At 60.1% G+C, this 19,444-nt stretch carries 17 protein-coding genes; 16 read left to right on the forward strand and 1 reads right to left on the reverse strand.

The genetic code is table 11. The annotated features are described in order from the left end of the window. Nucleotides 1-27: 27 nt before the first annotated feature. From tssB to LCU97_RS14455, 15 genes are read left to right on the forward strand one after another with little or no spacing between them, the layout of a single operon-like run. Nucleotides 28-531 carry a type VI secretion system contractile sheath small subunit gene (gene tssB, locus LCU97_RS14385; protein WP_232776890.1) on the forward strand — a complete coding sequence of 168 codons (504 nt, stop codon included), beginning with the start codon at nucleotides 28-30 and terminating at the stop codon, nucleotides 529-531. Between the two features lie 25 nt (nucleotides 532-556). After that, entirely contained in the window at nucleotides 557-2,032 is a 1,476-nt protein-coding gene (gene tssC / locus LCU97_RS14390; RefSeq protein WP_053148697.1) for a type VI secretion system contractile sheath large subunit, read from the forward strand. A 9-nt stretch (nucleotides 2,033-2,041) separates the two neighbouring features. Then, a complete protein-coding gene (gene tssE, locus LCU97_RS14395; protein WP_053148701.1) occupies nucleotides 2,042-2,452 on the forward strand; it encodes a type VI secretion system baseplate subunit TssE in 411 nt (136 codons plus the stop codon). Between the two features lie 7 nt (nucleotides 2,453-2,459). Then, a complete protein-coding gene (tssF, locus tag LCU97_RS14400; protein WP_232776892.1) occupies nucleotides 2,460-4,247 on the forward strand; it encodes a type VI secretion system baseplate subunit TssF in 1,788 nt (595 codons plus the stop codon). Further along, nucleotides 4,211-5,218: a type VI secretion system baseplate subunit TssG gene (tssG, locus tag LCU97_RS14405; RefSeq protein ID WP_053148711.1), complete on the forward strand. Its 1,008-nt coding sequence runs from the start codon at nucleotides 4,211-4,213 to the stop codon at nucleotides 5,216-5,218. The genes tssF and tssG overlap by 37 nt, the downstream gene beginning before the upstream one ends. 11 nt (nucleotides 5,219-5,229) lie before the next feature. Continuing rightward, nucleotides 5,230-7,815: a type VI secretion system ATPase TssH gene (gene tssH / locus LCU97_RS14410; RefSeq protein ID WP_232776895.1), complete on the forward strand. Its 2,586-nt coding sequence runs from the start codon at nucleotides 5,230-5,232 to the stop codon at nucleotides 7,813-7,815. A gap of 11 nt (nucleotides 7,816-7,826) precedes the next feature. Then, the gene (locus LCU97_RS14415) at nucleotides 7,827-9,344 is read left to right on the forward strand and encodes a sigma-54 interaction domain-containing protein (RefSeq protein WP_232776979.1); all 1,518 of its coding nucleotides are present in this window, start codon (nucleotides 7,827-7,829) and stop codon (nucleotides 9,342-9,344) included. A gap of 49 nt (nucleotides 9,345-9,393) precedes the next feature. After that, nucleotides 9,394-9,534 carry a hypothetical protein gene (locus LCU97_RS14420; RefSeq protein WP_053148717.1) on the forward strand — a complete coding sequence of 47 codons (141 nt, stop codon included), beginning with the start codon at nucleotides 9,394-9,396 and terminating at the stop codon, nucleotides 9,532-9,534. 15 nt (nucleotides 9,535-9,549) lie between these two features. After that, nucleotides 9,550-10,353 carry a type VI secretion system-associated FHA domain protein TagH gene (gene tagH / locus LCU97_RS14425; protein ID WP_232776898.1) on the forward strand — a complete coding sequence of 268 codons (804 nt, stop codon included), beginning with the start codon at nucleotides 9,550-9,552 and terminating at the stop codon, nucleotides 10,351-10,353. Between the two features lie 5 nt (nucleotides 10,354-10,358). After that, a complete protein-coding gene (gene tssJ, locus LCU97_RS14430) occupies nucleotides 10,359-10,862 on the forward strand; it encodes a type VI secretion system lipoprotein TssJ (RefSeq protein WP_053148722.1) in 504 nt (167 codons plus the stop codon). Further along, on the forward strand, nucleotides 10,859-12,187 hold the full coding sequence (gene tssK, locus LCU97_RS14435) for a type VI secretion system baseplate subunit TssK (RefSeq protein ID WP_232776900.1): 1,329 nt from the start codon (nucleotides 10,859-10,861) through the stop codon (nucleotides 12,185-12,187). The genes tssJ and tssK overlap by 4 nt, the downstream gene beginning before the upstream one ends. Before the next feature lie 4 nt (nucleotides 12,188-12,191). Continuing rightward, nucleotides 12,192-13,055 carry a type IVB secretion system protein IcmH/DotU gene (gene icmH, locus LCU97_RS14440; protein WP_232776903.1) on the forward strand — a complete coding sequence of 288 codons (864 nt, stop codon included), beginning with the start codon at nucleotides 12,192-12,194 and terminating at the stop codon, nucleotides 13,053-13,055. A gap of 13 nt (nucleotides 13,056-13,068) precedes the next feature. Further along, complete coding sequence (gene tssM / locus LCU97_RS14445; RefSeq protein WP_232776907.1) at nucleotides 13,069-16,515, forward strand: type VI secretion system membrane subunit TssM; 3,447 nt, start codon at nucleotides 13,069-13,071, stop codon at nucleotides 16,513-16,515. A gap of 2 nt (nucleotides 16,516-16,517) precedes the next feature. Continuing rightward, nucleotides 16,518-17,237, forward strand: coding sequence for a PP2C family protein-serine/threonine phosphatase (locus tag LCU97_RS14450; RefSeq protein ID WP_232776909.1), 720 nt, complete (start codon nucleotides 16,518-16,520; stop codon nucleotides 17,235-17,237). After that, complete coding sequence (locus LCU97_RS14455) at nucleotides 17,234-18,157, forward strand: serine/threonine-protein kinase (RefSeq protein ID WP_232776911.1); 924 nt, start codon at nucleotides 17,234-17,236, stop codon at nucleotides 18,155-18,157. The genes LCU97_RS14450 and LCU97_RS14455 overlap by 4 nt, the downstream gene beginning before the upstream one ends. Before the next feature lie 207 nt (nucleotides 18,158-18,364). On the opposite strand, the gene LCU97_RS14460 is transcribed toward LCU97_RS14455, so the two are convergent. Continuing rightward, nucleotides 18,365-18,511: a hypothetical protein gene (locus tag LCU97_RS14460; RefSeq protein WP_156315915.1), complete on the reverse strand. Its 147-nt coding sequence runs from the start codon at nucleotides 18,509-18,511 to the stop codon at nucleotides 18,365-18,367. Between the two features lie 450 nt (nucleotides 18,512-18,961). Here LCU97_RS14460 and LCU97_RS14465 point away from each other — a divergent pair, with 450 nt between their 5' ends. After that, nucleotides 18,962-19,327, forward strand: a complete 366-nt coding sequence (locus LCU97_RS14465) for a hypothetical protein (protein WP_053148740.1) — start codon at nucleotides 18,962-18,964, stop codon at nucleotides 19,325-19,327. The last annotated feature ends 117 nt before the right edge of the window (nucleotides 19,328-19,444 follow it).

A 19,444-nucleotide genomic window follows, 5' to 3' on the forward strand; every position in this document is an offset into this window, starting at 1 on the left:
CCACCACCCCATTACAAGGAGAAAATCATGGCCAAAGAAGGCTCGGTAGCACCGAAGGAACGCATCAACGTTACTTTCAAGCCCGCCACTGGCGGCCCCAAGGAGGAAATTGAGCTGCCGCTGAAGCTGTTGGCGATCGGCGATTACACCCACCGCGAAGACGAACGCAAGTTCGAGGATCGAAAACCCATCAGCATCGACAAGATGACCTTCGACGAAGTCATGGCCAAGCAAGAGCTGAACCTGACCCTGAACGTACCGAACCGTCTCAGGGATGAAAGCGATACCGAGGAATTGACCGTTCAACTGCATCTGAACTCCATGAAGGATTTCAACCCTGCCAGCCTCGTCGAGCAACTGCCGGAACTCAAGCAACTGATGGGACTGCGTGAGGCCCTGGTGGCGCTCAAAGGGCCGCTGGGCAATGCACCGGCGTTTCGCAAGGCCATTGAAGACGTGCTGACCGATGAAGCATCCCGCAGTCGCGTCCTGGATGAGCTGGGCCTGAACGCCGCAGCAAAGGACGCTTGATTTCCACAGACAAGGAAGCCGCCACATGAGTACCCAGGCAACACAGCAACAGCATCAAAACAACGGTGAGTACGGCATTCTGGAAACCATCATTGCCCAGACCCGCCTGACGCCGGACGACGAAGCCTATGACATCGCCAAGCGCGGGGTATCGGCCTTCATCGAAGAATTGCTCAAGCCGCAGAACAGTGGTGAGCCGGTCAGGAAGGCCCTGGTGGATCGCATGATCGCCGAAATCGATGCCAAGCTCAGCCGCCAGGTGGACGAGATCCTCCATCATCCAGAGTTCCAGGCGTTGGAGGCAGCATGGCGTGGCTTGCAGTTGCTGGTCGATCGCACCAACTTCCGCGAGAACATCAAGATCGAAATGCTCAACATCTCCAAGAGCGATTTGCTGGAAGATTTCGAAGACTCCCCCGAGGTCATGCAGTCGGGCTTGTACAAACATATCTACACCGCTGAGTACGGCCAGTTTGGCGGACGGCCGGTAGGGGCGATCATCGCCAACTACTTCATGTCTCCCAGCTCGCCGGACGTGAAACTGATGCAGTACGTGGCCAGCGTGGCCTGCATGGCCCATGCGCCTTTCATCGCGGCGGCCGGGCCGAAGTTCTTTGGCCTGGAAAGCTTCACAGGCCTTCCGGATCTCAAGGACCTTAAAGACCACTTCGAAGGCCCGCAATTCGCCAAATGGCAAAGCTTCCGTCAATCCGAAGATGCTCGTTACGTCGGCTTGACCGTTCCACGCTTCCTGTTGCGCACGCCATACGATCCGGAAGAAAACCCGGTCAAGTCGTTCGTCTACAAGGAAATCGTCGCCAACAGCCACGAACACTACCTGTGGGGCAATACTGCCTACGCGTTTGGCACCCGACTGACCGACAGTTTCGCCAAATTCCGCTGGTGCCCCAACATCGTCGGCCCGCAAAGTGGAGGCGCGGTTGAAGACCTGCCGTTGCACCATTTCGAAAGCATGGGCGAAATCGAAACCAAGATTCCAACCGAAGTGCTGGTTTCCGACCGCCGTGAGTATGAGTTGGCCGAAGAAGGTTTCATCCCCCTGACCATGCGCAAGGGTAGCGATAACGCCGCGTTTTTCTCCGCCAGTTCCGTACAAAAGCCGAAGTACTTCGGTATCGGCGTCGAGGACAAGCACGCAGAGCTGAACTACAAGCTGGGCACCCAACTGCCGTACATGATGATCGTCAATCGCCTGGCCCATTACCTGAAGGTGTTGCAGCGTGAGCAACTGGGGTCTTGGAAAGAACGCACGGACCTGGAGCGCGAGCTCAACCACTGGATCCGCCAGTACGTGGCCGACCAGGAGAACCCGAGTGCCGAAGTCCGTGGTCGCCGTCCCTTGCGCGCGGCCAGGGTCGTCGTCAGCGATGTGGAAGGTGAACCGGGTTGGTACCGCGTCAGCCTTAACGTCCGCCCACACTTCAAGTACATGGGGGCCGATTTCACGCTGTCGCTGGTTGGCAAATTGGACAAGGCATAAGAACGGCCCATGACTTACGGAAGCCTTTTCGAACGCCTGGACGGTGTTAGCGAGAAACGGGCGGGCTTGGGCCGCGAGGCGTGTGTCATCGCATCCGTGGCGGCTCATCTGACCAGGATGCTCAGCACGCGAGCCGGTAGCGTACAAACGTCATCCGATTACGGTTTACCGGACCTCAATGACATGCGCCTGAGCTTGCATGACGCACAAGTCCAGGCCTGCCGGGCGATCAGGACGTTCATCGAGGCGCATGAGCCGCGCCTGGGCGACGTCCGCGTCGCTGCAACGCCGAGCAATACCAATCCGCTTTGCCTGTTCTTGACCATTGATGCTTCGCTGGTAATGGACGGTTCGAAGCGACAGATGAGTTTCTCCGTCTGCCTGGATGGCAACGGCCGGGCCAAGGTCAGTCAAGGATAGCCACACCGTGTCATTCAACCACTACTACCAGAGCGAACTGACCGCGCTTCGTCAGTTGGGACGGCGTTTTGCCGAGCGTAACCCGGCGTTGGCGCCGTTCCTTGGCCAAGCCGGACGGGATCCGGACGTGGAGAGGTTACTGGAGGGCTTTGCGTTCCTGACCGGACGTTTGCGTCAGAAGCTCGATGACCAATTGCCGGAGCTGAGCCATTCACTGATGCGCCTGTTGTGGCCTAACTACATGCGGCCACTACCGGCATTCAGCATTCTGCAATTTGCCCCTCTGAAACGCTCCGGCCCAGCCTTGCGGGTGGAACGCGATACCCCGGTTGAAAGCAAACCCATCCAAGAGATCCGTTGCCGTTTTCGCACCTGTTACCCGACCGATGTGCTCTCGCTGGATTTGACCGAGCTTGGCTTTTCGGTCAAGGGCGACAGCTCGGTGCTGAGCCTGCGCCTGGAGATGCAGTGCGACGGCCACCTGGGTGAATTGCAGTTGAGCCGTGTGCGCCTGCATTTTGCCGGTGAGCGGTACATCAGCCAGATGCTCTATCTCAGCCTGCTGCGTCATCTCAAGGTTATCGAACTCGTCCCACTGGACGCTGCTGGCAAGCCCATCAGTATGGCTGACGGTACGTCGATGTCCTTCGCAATCCCCGCCAACCGTGTCCAGCCGGTAGGGTTTGCCGAAGAGGAAGCCCTGATCCCCTATCCGATGAATACCTTTCGTGGCTATCGCTATCTTCAGGAATACTTCGCCTTCCAGGACAAGTTCCTGTTCGTCGACATCAACGGCCTGGACGCGCTCAATGCGCTGCCCCTGGCCAGCCTTGAACAGTTACGTGGCCTGGAACTGCGCTTCGACATTGGCAAGAGTGGCATCCAGCAGCTTCGCCCGACGCTGGATAACGTCAAGCTCCATTGCACACCCATCGTCAATTTGTTCAAGCACGACGCACAGCCGATCCGCCTTGATGGCAAACAGAACGAGTACCTGCTGCGGCCCGCCGATTACGACCAAGAGCAGTGCGACGTGTATTCGGTGCAAAGCGTTACCGGCTGGAATCCCGGAGGCTTGGGCTATCGCACCTATGTGCCATTCGAATCCTTCGAGCACGACCCAAGCTTCGATACATCCCAACCCCATCCTTACTACAGCATCCGCTTACGTCCATCGCTGCTGCACGATGGGCTGGACACGTACCTGGGCTTCGGCGCTCGGGACATCCAACCCCATGAAACGCTGTCGATCGAACTGATGTGCACCAACCAGAACCTGCCACATCGACTCAAGGTGGGTGACATCGACCAGCCCGGTGAAAAAAGCCCCGAATTGTTGACCTTTCGCAATATCGGTCCGGTCACCCGGAGTTTCGCGCCGCCACTTGGTCAGGACTTTCTCTGGAGGTTGATCAGCAACATGTCGCTCAACTATCTGTCGTTGGCGGATGTGAACGCACTCAAGGTGATTCTCGAAACCTATGATTTTCCGCGCTACCACGACGAACAGACAGAGCGAGCCAGCCAGTGTCTGCTGGACGGGCTCAAGTCGATCACGCACCAGCATGTCGACCGGCTACACCGGGGCCTGCCGGTTCGCGGCTTGCGAACCGAACTGACGATCGATCCGCAGGGGTACATCGGTGAAGGAGACCTGTTCGTTTTCGCTTCGGTCCTGAACGAGTTCTTTGCGCTTTATGTCAGCCTCAATTCGTACCACGAACTGCGAGTGAACAGCACACAAGGAGAGGTGTACCAATGGACGCCGCGCATGGGCCAGCAGCCGATTCTATAAGTACGCTGACGCAAAAAATACGCGAGTACTCGCTCTTCCAGGCAGTCCTGCTGACCATCGACCGGCTGCGTGAGGCACATCCGTTACTGAGCGATGATGATTTGTACGAGCTAGTGGAATTCCAGGCCAACCCGAGCCTGGGATTCGCGGCCAGTGACATCGAGCACGTGGAGTTTTTCGAAGAGCAGGGGCAGATGCGGGCACGCCTGCGCTTGAATCTGCTCAGTCTGGTAGGAGCGGGCTCCCCGTTACCGGCGTTCTATGCTGAACAAGCCCTTCATGAGGACGAGCGAGGCAATCCGACCCGGCACTTTCTCGACCTGTTCCATCATCGTCTCCAACGGCTGATGTTGCCGATCTGGCGCAAGTATCGCTACAGCGCCAGTTTTCGAAGCGGGGCTCGAGACGGCTTTTCCGAACAATTGTTTGCCCTGGTCGGCCTGGGAGGGGAAGAGATCCGCAAGGCCACCCAACTGAACTGGAAACGGCTGCTGCCCTACCTGGGGCTTTTGAGCCTACGGGCCCATTCGGCGGCACTGATCGAAGCTGTACTGCGCTACTACTTCAAGCACGCTCAGTTGAGCCTCGAACAATGCATCGAACGTCCGGTGAAGATCCTTCCCGAGCAGCTCAATGGCCTGGGAACCATCAACTGCCTGTTGAGCGAAGACTTGGTACTGGGCGAACAGGTGCGCGACCGCAGCGGCAAGTTCCGGATCCATATCCGGGAGCTGGGCTGGCAACGCTTCCACGACTTCCTGCCCATCGGTTCCGGATATCAGGCGCTCTGCGCGCTGGTGCGTTTCACCCTGCCGGCCCCTCTCGACTACGACATACGCCTGGTCCTGCGCCCACAGGAAATACGCGAATTACGCATTGGTAAACGGAACAACTGCCACCTGGGTTGGACCAGTTGGCTGGGCCAGGCAAGCGTCGACGGGGTCGTGACCCTGGGCAGCAAAAATCATTAGGGATAGATGAGATGACCAACGTAGACCTCCAGCAACTCATCCAGGCGCTGGACGCCGATACGAAAACCGACCTGGAACGCTCGGCAGAACAGTGCGTGGCCCGCGGAGCAGACAAGGTCTTGGTGGAAGATTTGTTGCTGGGCCTGCTGCAGCGACCGCAAGGGCTGCTCGCGCGTGCCTTGCAGGATGCTCGGATAGATCCAGACCAATTGAGCGCGATTCTACGACCAAAAGCTGAATCCCATGCCTCGCGCAATCCAGTCTTTGCGCCTGAACTGGTGCAATGGCTACAGGACGCGTTACGGGTGGCTCATCTCGAACTGAGTCAGCACGAGATCGGAGAAGCGGCCCTGATCCTGGCATTGCTGTGCAACCCTGTCCGCCACGCAGGCACGCCTTATCACACGCTTCTCACCCGATTGAATATCGACCGACTGAAAGGGTTCGTCCTGTCACGACAGGATCAACCAGTCGCCGTCCCGTCCATGCCACCGCATGACTCCCTACTGGAGCGTTTTACCCACAACCTGACCCAACAGGCCCGTGAAGGACAGCTTGATCCGGTGCTTTGCCGGGACGGCGAGATCGGGCAAATGATCGATATCCTGGTGCGTCGCCGCAAAAACAACCCGATCGCGGTGGGCGAAGCCGGGGTGGGCAAGACAGCCATCGTCGAAGGCCTGGCGTTGCGTATAGCGGCGGGAGAAGTGCCACCGGCGCTTGAGGGCGTCGAGCTGCTTTCGCTGGATATGGGCCTGTTGCAGGCCGGTGCCAGTATCAAGGGCGAATTCGAGCGGCGCCTCAAAGGTGTAATCGACGGGGTCAAGGCGTCCTCCCAATCCATCGTCCTGTTCATCGATGAAGCCCACACGCTGATCGGCGCAGGCAACAACGCCGGCGGCTCCGACGCAGCCAACCTGCTCAAGCCGGCCCTGGCCCGAGGCGAGCTTCGCACCATCGCCGCCACCACCTGGAGCGAGTACAAGAAATACTTCGAGAAGGACCCGGCCCTGGCCCGTCGTTTCCAGCCCGTGCAGTTGCACGAGCCGAGCGTCAGTGAAGCAGTCACCATCCTGCGTGGTCTGGCCCGGATCTATGAAAGCAGCCATGGCATCTATCTGCGAGACGACGCCGTAGTCACAGCAGCCCAACTGTCGGCACGCTACCTGACCGGGCGTCAACTGCCAGACAAGGCGGTTGATGTACTCGATACCGCGTGCGCCCGTGTGCGCATCAGCCTGGCCACCGCGCCGCAACGTCTTCAGCGACTGCGTGGCAACCTGGCCGAAGGCGAGCGCCAGCGCCAGGCGTTACGTCGTGATGCCGAGGCCGGCCTGTCGATCGATCTTCAGGAACTGGAGGCGCTGGATGCGCGGCTGGACACCACCGAACAAGAGCTCCAGACAGCAGAAGCCCGCTGGACAGAGCAGCGAATCCTTGCCGAACGCCTGTTGTCGCTCCGCCAGCAGTTGGCCGAGGCGCGGAAAACAGCGACCGATCAAGACCTGAACGTCGAGATTTTGCAATCGGCGCTGCACGAAACCCTGGGAGCCCTGACAAACGCACAAGCTCAGGAGCGCCTGGTCAGCTTCGAAGTCTGCCCACGACTGGTGGCCGAAGTGGTCAGTGCCTGGACCGGCGTACCGCTGGCGCAACTGGCACGGGAGCACAACGCAAGCATTGCGGACTTCGCCACCGACTTGCGCGCCCGAATCCGCGGACAAGAACAAGCCATACAGGCCCTCGACCGAGCAATGCGTGCCGCGGCCGCAGGACTCAACAAACCTGACGCCCCGGCAGGTGTCTTCCTGCTGGTAGGACCGAGCGGCACCGGCAAGACTGAAACGGCGCGGGCCCTCGCCGACCTGCTGTATGGCGGCGAGCGCTTCATCACCACCTTGAACATGGCTGAGTTTCAGGACAAACACACGATCTCCCGACTGATCGGCGCACCGCCAGGCTACGTTGGTTATGGCGAGGGCGGCATGCTCACCGAAGCCGTGCGGCAAAAGCCCTATTCGGTGGTGCTGCTCGATGAAGTGGAAAAAGCCGATCCGGAGGTTCTGAACCTGTTCTATCAGATATTCGACAAAGGTCTGGCCAACGACGGGGAAGGACGCGAAATAGATTTTCGCAACACGCTGATTCTGATGACATCGAACCTGGGGAGCGAGCGCATCAGCGAACTGTGTGAAAACGGCACGCAACCCAGTGCCGAGCATCTGGAAGAAATGATTCGCCCTCTGCTGGCCAGACATTTCAAGCCGGCGCTGCTGGCACGCATGCGCGTGGTGCCGTATTACCCGGTAAGCGGTCCGGTGCTGCACGAACTGGTGGAAATGAAGCTCGGTTGCCTGGGCGAACGCCTGCAATCGCGCCGCATGAGCTTCAGTTATTGCGAACGCCTGGTTGGGCACCTGGCAGAGCGGTGTACCCATAGTGACAGTGGTGCGCGGCTGGTCGACCAGTTGCTCGAGCGACACCTGATGCCGCTCGTGGCGGACCGCGTGCTCGCAGCCATGGCAATCGGCGAACGGTTGCGACATGTACACGCCACCCTCGATAACAACGCCCGCATCGCCTGCGAGTTCACCTGAGAATGGCCGCGATATTCGAGCAGATTTCTCAACCGTTGGCCTACGCCGAAGCCCTGTTGGCACAATTTGCAAGGCTCTCACGGGTGACAGATGCAGCGGCGTTGCTGGGGGAGTTTGTCAAGGGAGTGACGCAGCTCAGCGGTTGCGAGCTGGCGCAGTTGTACCTGCTCGATGCAACCCACACCCACTTGGAAATGCATACCGAATGCCTGGAAGGCCAATTGCTGTTCCGTGACCGGACCCGGTTGCCTTCCGATTACAACGGCGAACACCTGCTGCAATTCGCGCTGGGCCAGAATCGGGTGGTGCACCTCGACATGCTGAGTACAAGCCTGCACGAAACGGCCTTTCTGCCCACTCGGGCCACACCGTGGCAGTCGCTGCTCTGCGTGCCGCTCGCCAATGTGCAGGGTACGGTGGAAGGCCTGTTGCTCTGCGCCAGTGGCAGGCACATCGAGCTGCATGGATTGGCAACCTCTCTGGGTCAACTCGCAACCTTTGCGCTCAACCAAGTGCATTTGCTGCACCGCCCGCGCCATTCGGCCGACACAGCCCGCTGCGTCACCAGACACCTGCCCAGCCCCAACGGCTACGGCCTGATTGGCAAAAGCGCAGCGATGCGCCAGACCTGCGCCTTGATCAGCAAGGTGCTGCACAGCCCTTACACCGTCCTGCTGTGCGGCGAGACGGGCACGGGAAAGGAAGTGGTAGCACGGGCCATTCATGACAGCGGACCGCGGCGAACCAGGGCATTTATCGTGCAGAACTGCGCGGCGGTCCCTGAGAATCTGCTTGAAAGCGAGCTGTTCGGTTATCGCAAGGGCGCGTTCACCGGAGCCGACCGGGCTCGCCCCGGGCTGTTCGATGCAGCGGATGGCGGCACGCTGCTGCTCGATGAAATCGGCGACATGCCGTTGTCCCTTCAGGCCAAACTGCTGCGGGTTTTGCAGGAAGGTGAAATCCGTCCACTGGGGTCCAACGACACCCACAAGATCGACGTGCGCATCATTGCCGCCACTCACCGTGACCTGAAGCAGCTGGTGGAACACGGCAAGTTCCGCGAAGACCTGTATTACCGCCTCGCACAGTTTCCGATCCAACTTCCGGCGCTTCGTCAACGCGAAGGAGACATCACCGAATTGGCGCGGCATTTTGCCGACAAGGCTTGCCGCTTCTTGCAACTTGACCCCGTGCATTGGTCCGATGCCGCCCTCGACCATCTGGCCGCCTACGGTTTCCCCGGCAACGTCCGCGAACTCAAAGGCGTCGTGGAACGGGCGGTGTTGTTGTGCGAGGACGGCGAGCTGCTGGTCGAGCATTTTGCGTTGCACATCGAGCCCCTGCCCGATCGCAACCGCCTCAACCTGCGCGAGCGTCTGGAGCAGATCGAACGTAGCCTGCTGATCGATTGCCTGCGCAAGAACGCTGGTAACCAGACACTTGCCGCCCGTGAACTCGGCCTACCACGTCGCACCCTGCTCTATCGTCTCGGGCGCCTGAAGATTCGTCCGAGGGACTTCGATGACTGATCCCTTGCCCCCCTCAGCGCCCCACTTTTCAACCCCTGGAGACCTTCTGATGCCTGGCTTTTCCTGGCAAATCGTGCTGCTGACCTTCGTCGTGTCATTCGGCCTCTGCGGCTGCGGCGGCAACTACAAAATCAACGACAACGATTACCGGCCTCTGGGCGATCCCCAGGCGATCAATCGCGGTAAATGACTGCAAGGAGTATCGATGGAACTGGTTCTTGAAGTACTGAACGCCAGGCAATTCATTGCAGCACCGCTGTGTCGCAAGCGATTCGGACCGGCGGGCGGCGTGCTGGGGCGGGGCGAGGGGTGTGACTGGGTCATCCCCGACCGCCAGCGCCTGCTTTCGAAGCGCCACGCGCAGATCAGCACACGCGAAAATGCATTCTTCCTGACCGACACCAGCGGCAACGGCGTGTGCCATCGCGACAGCGGGGCGCGCCTGCCCAAAGGCGAGCCAGTGCGTATCCAGGACGGAGATGTCTATCTCATGGGCGATTTCGAGATCCTGGCGCGACTGGTATCCGGCCGTTCGAACACCATTGAAGCGGGCCGGCCATTGTCGACAGGCACCTTGATTCCCGACGATGCCTTTTTGCATCTCGACCCACTGAAGATGCTGGATCAGGAGGCCCGTGGATATGCACACACAGACGATCTGATAAATCCCACAGCCATGCCGGCAAGGCACTGTGAATGGTCAGATTCTGCATCTATCGACAGGGAAAACCTGCTGTTGCCCGAACTGGTGGAAGCCCCAGACGAGGCGATGCCAGGGCCTTTACCACTAGACGCTGCGTTCGATCATCCAGCCGATGAGTTCTGGGAGCGCTTCGGCATCGCGTTGGGCATGGACCTTGGAAACCTGGACAACAAAGCCCGCGAGACCCTGGCAATCGACGCGGCGCGATTAATCGGGAAAAGCCTGCGGCTGGGCCACGACTTTACAGAGGCCTACGACGAGCAGGTTCGCTCGATTTCCGTCCGGCACTCCGACCACCATGGATGACTCTCATGTTTCACTGCACCCAGTTTTTCCCCAAAACCCTGATGGCGCTTGCTTCACCGCTCATACTGGCCAGTTGTGCCGCGCTGTCTCCCTTCTCAACGATGACCAAGCTCGACCTGACACTGACGGCCAGCGACCAACTCAACCCAGACCTCAATGGGCGCCCATCGCCTGTGGTGTTGCGGATGTTTGAGCTCAAACATCCGGTAGCGTTCGAGAATGCCGACTTCTTCAGTCTCTATGAACGCCCCAGGGAAACCCTGTCGCCAGACCTGATCGCCAGCGAAGAACTGGAACTTCGCCCAGGTGAAACCGTTGTACTCAAGCTCGATATCGCGGGGGGCGGTCGTTACGTCGGCCTACTCGCCGCCTACCGCGATCTGCCCCATGCCCAATGGCGCTACACACTACCAGTCGCCCCGGCGCACATCACTGAAGCCAGTCTTATTCTCGACCAGGACGGGATCACCCCTGCCATCGAACGGTTGGCTGGGGTAAATGCCCGATGAGTCACGACAAGGTCATCTGGCAGGAGGGCATGCTGCTGCGGCCTCAGCATTTGCAGCACAACGATCGATACATCGATCATCAGTTGAAATTCCGGACCCGCTTCCTGGCATGTTACGCCTGGGGATTCCTGGCGCTGGACATCGATGCCCAATTTCTCAATATGGGCCAGGTAGTGGTCAGCCGGGCCTCGGGCGTCCTGCCGGATGGCAGCCTTTTCGAGTTGAGCAGCACCGCCGACCCCCTGGCCCTGGCAGTCCCCTCCAATACCCGCAACGCCTCTATCTATCTCGCACTGCCGTTGTTGACCGGGAACCACATCGAGTCCCGTCGCCCGGAGCAATCCGACGTGCTGGCACGGTATACCACCTATGAAACACAGGTGGTGGACTCCAACGCAGTCCATGCTTCCAGCAGCCAGATCAGCTGTGGTCGTCCGGACCTGCGCCTGTTGCTGGGCGAGCAGCAGAGCGACCAGGCATTCGTGAAACTCAAGCTCTGCGAAGTGCTCGACGCCACTTCCGACGGTGTAATCCGACTGGATCCCGACTTTGTCCCGACCTTCATCCAGGCCGGCTCATCCAACTACTTGCTGTCGTGCCTCAAGGAGGTCATCGGCATGCTGGCGCACCGGGGCAACAGCCTTGCCGAGCGGATTCGCGCCCATGGCAGCGCCGGCGGGACGCAAGTCGGCGACTTCATGATGCTGCAATTGATCAACCGCACCGAGCTGGTGTTGCGCCATGACCTGGACCTGGAACAACTGCATCCCGAAAGGCTATATCGCACGCTGCTGGCCCTGCTGGGCGAGCTGGCGACATTCGCCAGTGAGAAACGACCGGCGTTCAGTCACCCCTACCGCCACAACGACCAGGGTGGCTGTTTTCGCAACCTGATGCAGGCAATCCGTCAAATGCTCTCGATGGTACTCGAGCAACATGCTATCGAACTGCCGTTGCAGGCGCGCCAATACGGAATCAGGGTCTCGCCGATTACCGATCCGTCACTGATGGACTCGGCTTCGTTCGTACTGGCAGCCAGTGCCCAGTGCGACGGAGAAGTACTGCGCCGACGCTTGCCGTCACAACTCAAGGTCGCTCCGGTGGAACAGATCCGCCAGTGGGTGAATCTGCACTTGCCGGGTATCAGGATCAGACCCTTGCCCGTGGCGCCACGGCAGATCGCATTTCATGCCAACAAAGCCTATTTCATCCTCGAACTCACTCCCGAAAACCTGGCCCGACTCAAGCGTTCCGCAGGTTTCGCATTCCATGTTTCTGGAGACTTCACCGAGCTTGAGCTGAACTTCTGGGCCATCAGGAACTGACGAAATGAATAAGGAATATCCCCAGGACGAAACCACCGTCCTGCTCGACCATCACGGACAACGCCCCGCTTCGCAGCCCCTGACCGACGCGACCATGCCGCCGCGGATTGAGCAGTTGCAAGCGCGCATGGTCTACGCCGCGCATCTGCCACCAACGCAGGCGCCCAGCGTGAGCATCAATCCATTGGTTGCGGCAGCCTCAGGGTTGCTATCGCAAATGGTGCGTCTCAAGCAGAGCCGTGATCGTCAGGACTTGCAAACCCTCAAGCGAGAATTGACCTGGGATCTGGAGCAATTCGAAGCCCGTGCTTCGCACCAGGGTGTGGAGAACAGTCAACTGATCGCTGCACGCTACGTCCTTTGCACAGTCCTTGATGAAGCAGTGGTCACCACGTCATGGGGGCACGGGAGCGGCTGGTCGCAAATGAGCCTGCTCAGCACCTTCCACAACGAAACCTTCGGCGGCGAGAAGGTATTCCAGCTCATCGATCGCTTGTCGAAAGATCCCGTCAAGCACTTGCCGATGCTCGAATTGCTTTACCTGTGCCTGTCCCTCGGTTTCGAAGGCAAATACCGGATCCAGGTACGCGGGGTACTGGAACTCGAAGACATCCGCAACACCCTCTACAGACAGATCCGGCAGGTCCGCGGTGAAGTGCCTCGCGAGCTCTCGCCTCACTGGGAAGGCCTCGAAGGTGAACGTCGCCCCCCGATACGCATTGTTCCGGCCTGGACGGTGGCGATCATTACGATGGTCTGCCTGGCCGTGATGTATTCGAGCTTTGCCTGGGTGCTGGGTGAGCACCGCGAAAGTGTACTGCAACGTTATCAACCGCTGGAGTCGGCCACCGCTCAGCCGCTGCCTTGAACAGGGATGTGTCATGAAACTGCTTTTCACGAGAATCGGCGCCTGGGTGCGCCAGACCTGGGTCTGGACGCTGTTGCTGGTCATGGGCACGACGCTGCTGGTGTGGTTCGTCGGGCCACTGCTGGCGATCGATGACTACAAATTCTGGGCGAGCCCGACAGCACGCTTGCTGAGCGTGTGCGCATTGTTGCTGGGTTGGGGATTGGGGATCGTCTTCGTCAACAGTCGTGCCGCCGCGAGAGGCCCAGACCAGGAAGCCGGCATCGCCCCGCAGCAGCTTCTGCGTCAAACCCGCATGGATGATGAGCGACGCCAATTGCATGCGCACTTCAAGGAGGCGATAAAGACGGCAAGCCTGCACTCGGGCCAAAGCGGGCGTCGGAGCAACGATCTGCCTTGGTACTTGCTGATCGGACCACCCCACAGCGGCAAGACCAGTCTGCTGGCCTGCTCGGGCTTCGAACGTATTATCGACCGGTCTGGAAACGATACGTCGGGGCCCCGCCATTGCAACTGGTATGTTTCCGATCAGGCGGTACTGGTCGATACCGCTGGCCGTTACCTGACACAAACGGATGCCGAGGTCGACGGCCGTGCCTGGGACGTGCTCCTCGACCGGCTGCGCAAACATCGTCGTCAGCGCCCGCTGAGCGGCGTGCTGGTGACGGTGCCGGTCGAGATCCTGCGGTACGCAAGTGAGGATGAGATCGTCACCCTGGCCTGCCAGATTCGCGGTCGATTGCAGGAGACGCAACGGCGACTGCATAGCGAAGTACCGACATACCTGGTGCTGAGCAAGACGGACAGCGTGCCGGGTTTCAACGAGTTCTTCGACTCGCTGACGCGCGAGGAAAGTGATCAGGTGCTGGGGGCAAGTTTCGGCCGGAATCAGCGCCGTACCGACGCGTCCGTGCTGCGAGACGAACTTGAAGCGCTGCTCCACCGGCTCAATGGCCAAGTGATCCTGCGCATGCACCTGGAACGGGACCTGCAGCGTCGCAGCCGCGTTCTGGATTTTCCTCACCAACTCGGCCTGATCAGCACCAACCTGTGCCTGTTAATGGAGAAGACCTTCACCGGTCACACGGGTCTGCTACGAGGGTTCTACCTGACCAGTGCCCAGCCGAACCCGGCCACGGGCTCAAGCGCCGGAGGCAATGCCACCCTCCACCGCATCGAGTCGGATGCATGCTCGCGGTTTATCCAACCCTTGCTCAATCGGGTGATTTTCCCGGAAGCCAATCTGGCTGGCCCCAATCAGCGCGAGCGCAGCCACGTCCAATGGAGCCAGCGCGCTTTGTACCTTGGGGCCCTGGCAGTCCTGGGTCTGTTCGGGCTGGCATGGGCCAGCGGTTTCGCAGCCAATCAAGAACGTCTGGATCTGCTGCGTACGCTGTCGCAACGCTGGGATCAGCAGCACGTGCTCCTGACGCCGGAGGATGATCTGGCCGCCGTCCTCGCATCCCTCGATACCCGTTTCGAAGCCAGCCAGGTTTTCCCTGCCCAGGAAGAGGTACCGCTGCATGAACGCGTCGGCCTGTACCAAGGCGAAAAGAGTCGCCCGGTCGTCGTCGATGCCTATCGAAAAGCCTTGCAGGAGCAATTGCTGCCCCGGGTCGCTCAGATGCTGGAAGGACACATCCGCGACAATTTGAATAACCGTGAGCACTTGCTCAACGGGCTTCGGGCCTACTTGATGCTGAACCTGCACGAGCGGCGCGATGCACCGTGGCTCAAGGATCGGCTGGCCCGCGATTGGTCCGTGCGCTACGCCGCAGACACGGCACTGCAGGACGGCCTGAATGCGCATCTCGAACGTCTGCTGGCGTTGCCATTCACCCACGGGCTCGACGAACCACTGGTGGCTCAGGCACGGGAGGCCCTGCGCAGCGAGTCGCTGGCCGTCGTGGTTTATCGAATGCTGAGCGAGCAGGCCCGTCATTTGCCGCCATATCGGCTCAGCCAGTACCTGGGCCCGCAGGGCTCGCGACTGCTTGGCACCGATCAGGTGATTCCCGGCTTCTACACGCGTCAGGGTTACGAACAGTACTTTTCGGTCCAGGGCACGGCATTGGTGACTGAGCTGCTGCGCGACAACTGGGTGTTGGGTGAAGGCACCGGCCTCAGCGGCAGGGACTTGCGTCGTCTGATGATCGAACTGGAGCGGCTGTATTTCAGCGACTACGCCGACCATTGGAGCGAAGCAGTCGGGCAAGTCTCCCCGCAACCGCTCAGTGACACCCGCGAAGGCGCCGACCAACTGGCGGGATTGACTTCGGCCCACTCGCCGATCCTGCACATGCTGGTACAGGTTCGCGAGAACACACGGATACAGACCGTTGCCGAACGCATCAACGGCGTGACGCCAGCCGTCGCCAATCTGGGAACAGCAGCCCAATTGGCCGCCGTTACTCGAACAATAACTGGCTCCGACAGCTTGCCAGACACCCCGCTGAAATCCCTGCAGCGGCGTTTTGAGCACCTGCATCGACTGCTCGAAGACGACGGTAGCCCTTCCGCAGACCTGGCCCAGACCTTTCGAACCCTCGACGAGGTGCAATCGCAACTGGCAAACCTGGCCCGGGCCAGCACGCCGGAGCAGGCCGCGTTCGAACTGGCGAGGAGCCGCATGGCCGGCAAGCGCGATGCGTTGGGCAACCTGCATGATGCGTCCACCCGCCTACCGCGTCCGATCGGCACGTGGTTCAGCGGGCTGGCCGAAGACAGCTGGCGCCTGGTGCTCAACGATGCATACCGCTTTTTGAACCAGCGCTACCAGAGCGAGCTGTACAGTTTCTACGGCAAGGCGATCAACAAGCGGTATCCGTTCAACGCTCATAGCACCAGTGATGTGGCGCTTAACGATTTCAGGGAGTTCTTCAAGGACCAGGGCATCGTCGATCGATTCGTTGAGCGTTACCTCCAGCCGTTCGTCAGCGGCACGCCGGGACATTATCGGCTTCGCGGCATCGACGGCCAGAGCTTGCCGATGTCGAGGGCATTTCTGGATCAGATCGCAACCGCGCACACCATCCGCCAGAGCTTTTTCGCTGAAAACCCGGCCGAACCGCAGGTGCATTTCAAGCTCGAGCCATACACCCTCGACCCGGTGGTGAGCCGTTCCGAATTCCGTTTCGGTGACAACGTGCTCGAGTACCGTCATGGCCCCATCCTGCCCGTGGCGTTTACCTGGCCGAGCGATGGGCATAACGGTCGAGCCTCCCTGCTGTTGGACAGATTGGTTGAACGCGGAGTGGGTATCGAGAAAAACACCGGGCCGTGGTCGCTGTTCCGTCTGTTCGACCTGATGCAGACCGAGTACCTGACTGGACGCGACGTGCGGGTACTCAAGGCGGAGCTGGGTGGCCTGCGGGCGAACTACCTGTTGACGAGCCAGCGCACGCCGAACCCGTTCGACATGAGCGTACTGCGCACCTTCCGCCTGCCGGTGCAGCTTTGAAGATGGGAGCCTGGTGCAGCGCCGCCCGTACCGACCCTGGCAAACATCGACGCCGCAATGAGGACGCCTTTCTCGACGGACCATGCCGGGGGTTGTGGGCCGTCGCCGATGGGATGGGCGGACACTGGGGCGGCGATATCGCCAGCCAGTTGATCGTGGCAAACCTGGCGGCGCTGCCACCGTACCCGGACCTGAACGAGCGCTCAAAAGCCGTTCGCCAGTGCCTGCGCTGGACCAACCGACGGCTCAGCCAGGAACTGACCCTCACCAAGGGGCGGCCTCCCGGCATCATCGGCAGCACCGTGGTGGCGCTGCTCCTGCAAGGCAACCGTGCCGCCTGCATCTGGGCAGGCGACAGCCGCTGCTACCTCTGGCGAGGACGGCAGTTGTACCAGCTGTCCAAGGACCATTCGCTGCAACAGCAGCTGATCGACGAACAACGCATCAGCCACGACGAGGCCGGCGCCCATCCTGCCGCCAAGGCGTTGACTCGCGCGGTGGGCGCGGCGCCAGAGCTGACGCTTGGGGTGCTGGAGCTGGACGTTCGGCCCGGTGACACGTTTTTGTTGTGCAGCGACGGCTTGTATCAAGGGTTGGGCAGTGCAACCCTGGGACATGCCTTGAACCTGGCCTCACCACGCCTCGCGCTGGAGCGTCTTTTCGAGCATGCTCTGCGCGGTGCGGCGGTGGATAACCTGACCGCCGTGGTCGTTCGGCAATGAGCCCGCCCCACAGCTACCTCACCTTTGCCAGCGCTTCGGCGGTGGCAACACCACGCCAACGCGACCTCATGGAAATGCCGGACATACTCTCGGGACGCTATCGCCTGGAAGGCCTGCTCGGCGCGGGCGGCATGGGCGTCGTCTACCGTGCGAGGGATCTGTTGCACGAACAGTACAGCGATCCCGATCCGTACATCGCGCTGAAAATGCACAACGAAGCACTGGATGAATCCCCCGACGCCAGCGCCCTGCTCTACAACGAATTCGCTCTGACCCGGCGCTTGCATCATCCCAACGTACTGCGTCCGTACACCTTCGAAGTGGATACAGCCCAAGGGCGAGCGTTCATCACCATGGACCTGATGCGCGGCCTGACCCTGGACAAGCTGCTCTGCGAGCGCCCCCTCGGCTTGCCCTGGCGCGAACTGAAAACGATCGCCGTGCCGCTGCTCGACGCCCTGGCGTACGCCCACAGCCAGCACACCCTGCATGGCGACGTGAAGCCAAGCAACGTGATGCTGAGCGAAGCAGGGTTGCGTTTGTTCGACTTCGGCCTTGGCCTTGCCACGGAGGGCCCACTGAAGGACCTGCCCCACCTCAACCGCAACCACTTCAACGCCTGGACCCCGGGCTACACCGCCCCCGAACTGCTTGAAGGTGCGCCCCTTTCCGCGGGTGCCGATGTCTATGCCGCAGCCTGTGTACTGTATGAACTGGCGAGCGGTCAGCATCCGTTTCGGCGCTTGCCTTCCGAGGCGGTACACGGGGCTCGGTTGGAGCGCTCACTCAAGGCCCCAGGCAACCTGCCCAGCCGTTGCTGGCGAGCGCTAAGAACGGCGCTGGCGGGTGACCCGGAACGGCGAGGTATTGGGGCGGTTCAGTTGCGTGATGCCTTGAGTGATGTTTCGTTTTGGTGGTGAGGGGAGCAGAAGCAAAGCTACTCTGGGGAACAATTGTGGGAACAGACTAGGCATTTCGTCGGTTAAAAGCCTTGCAATTACGATCCTTTGTGCCTGATCTAATTCAGCGCCTCTCGTCTACTGATCCTCAATCCAATCAGCTGTCAGCGATCACGGCCTTATGAACGTTAGCAGGCAATCGCTTACGCTTGGAAAAGGGGACAGATTCTAGAAAATAAATCTGTCCCCTTTTTCCGGTGCCAGATAGAAATCCAGGGCACGCTTGGCGGCGTCGTCGAGCTTCTTGGCGTTGATGCCGTCGGCGTAAGGGGAAGACGGATCGGCTTTCGGCGGGTTCGGGGTTATTTTGAACATTTGTATTTCCTCTAGTAGGCCGCAACCGTCTCGCTACTAAACGAAATGGAGGCAGCTGTGCGCAAGTTAGTAGACCGGTGAAATACATAAAGCCCGGCGCGCCCGAGGACGCCATGCGCACAACCACCATCGAGTACAGGCGAATGCCTGACTGAAGAGACTTGTGCAACCGTCATGTATTTCCCGGGCTACTAAACCCGACCACTGATGAGCAGTGGCAGGAAGACAATAGAATCCAGGGACAAGGCGCACAAGCCGGCGGATTCTGGCGTAGTTGTAGGCAAAGGCGCAAGGAGACGTGGCTGTGTGGAGGCGTGCCGGTAAGGATATGGCGAACCCCGAATCACCTCGTTTGCCCTGCATCACGACAGCACTTTGTTTTATGTTTGTCGGATGACGTCGCCCGCTTGGCAGCGGCGCGCCCCGACACCTCCCTCAGGAAGAGAAAACATGCTGTTCAAAACCGACGACGAACTGATCGCCGAGCGTTACTTCCGCTCCTCCCAGGACATTGGCGCCTTGTTTGGCATCAGCGCTGGCTTTACCTGTCTGCAATTCCCCGATCCGCGGCCCTTCGCGATGATCGTCACCGCGCTGTTTTTTCTCTGGGGTTATCTGTCGGGGGATAGCTACCGGCGTGTCGCGAAAGCCTATCTGAAGCAGTATCCAGGGCCCTTGGGCGGCATCCGGTTTGCGTTTACCAAGCTTCCCCTCGTGGTGCTCTGCCTGGGGTTTCTCTCGCTGATCATGATGGGCGCCGTGACCGCCGAACGTATTTCAGCGTGGGGACGGTTCTTGCCGCCGTCGCCTTTCTGAGCAATGACGCCTGGTTGAAACCCTTGAGAGCATTTCTACCCCGGGCTTTGGCCCACACGGACTAGGCTTGGGATGAACTCCAACGAAACCTCCTGTTCCGTATCTTCAAAGCGCAGG

Source organism: Pseudomonas uvaldensis (assembly GCF_021271205.1).
GTDB classification, from domain to species: domain Bacteria; phylum Pseudomonadota; class Gammaproteobacteria; order Pseudomonadales; family Pseudomonadaceae; genus Aquipseudomonas; species Aquipseudomonas uvaldensis.

What these genes read in the sequence shown, in the direction of transcription:
- tssB (WP_232776890.1), top strand. Translation starts at nt 28, where the DNA reads ATGGCCAAAGAAGGCTCGGTAGCACCGAAGGAACGCATCAACGTTACT.
- tssC (WP_053148697.1), top strand. Translation starts at nt 557, where the DNA reads ATGAGTACCCAGGCAACACAGCAACAGCATCAAAACAACGGTGAGTAC.
- tssE (WP_053148701.1), top strand. Translation starts at nt 2,042, where the DNA reads ATGACTTACGGAAGCCTTTTCGAACGCCTGGACGGTGTTAGCGAGAAA.
- tssG (WP_053148711.1), top strand. Translation starts at nt 4,211, where the DNA reads ATGGACGCCGCGCATGGGCCAGCAGCCGATTCTATAAGTACGCTGACG.
- tssH (WP_232776895.1), top strand. Translation starts at nt 5,230, where the DNA reads ATGACCAACGTAGACCTCCAGCAACTCATCCAGGCGCTGGACGCCGAT.
- LCU97_RS14420 (WP_053148717.1), top strand. Translation starts at nt 9,394, where the DNA reads ATGCCTGGCTTTTCCTGGCAAATCGTGCTGCTGACCTTCGTCGTGTCA.
- tagH (WP_232776898.1), top strand. Translation starts at nt 9,550, where the DNA reads ATGGAACTGGTTCTTGAAGTACTGAACGCCAGGCAATTCATTGCAGCA.
- tssJ (WP_053148722.1), top strand. Translation starts at nt 10,359, where the DNA reads ATGTTTCACTGCACCCAGTTTTTCCCCAAAACCCTGATGGCGCTTGCT.
- tssK (WP_232776900.1), top strand. Translation starts at nt 10,859, where the DNA reads ATGAGTCACGACAAGGTCATCTGGCAGGAGGGCATGCTGCTGCGGCCT.
- icmH (WP_232776903.1), top strand. Translation starts at nt 12,192, where the DNA reads ATGAATAAGGAATATCCCCAGGACGAAACCACCGTCCTGCTCGACCAT.
- tssM (WP_232776907.1), top strand. Translation starts at nt 13,069, where the DNA reads ATGAAACTGCTTTTCACGAGAATCGGCGCCTGGGTGCGCCAGACCTGG.
- LCU97_RS14450 (WP_232776909.1), top strand. Translation starts at nt 16,518, where the DNA reads ATGGGAGCCTGGTGCAGCGCCGCCCGTACCGACCCTGGCAAACATCGA.
- LCU97_RS14455 (WP_232776911.1), top strand. Translation starts at nt 17,234, where the DNA reads ATGAGCCCGCCCCACAGCTACCTCACCTTTGCCAGCGCTTCGGCGGTG.
- LCU97_RS14460 (WP_156315915.1), bottom strand. Translation starts at nt 18,511, where the DNA reads ATGTTCAAAATAACCCCGAACCCGCCGAAAGCCGATCCGTCTTCCCCT.
- LCU97_RS14465 (WP_053148740.1), top strand. Translation starts at nt 18,962, where the DNA reads ATGCTGTTCAAAACCGACGACGAACTGATCGCCGAGCGTTACTTCCGC.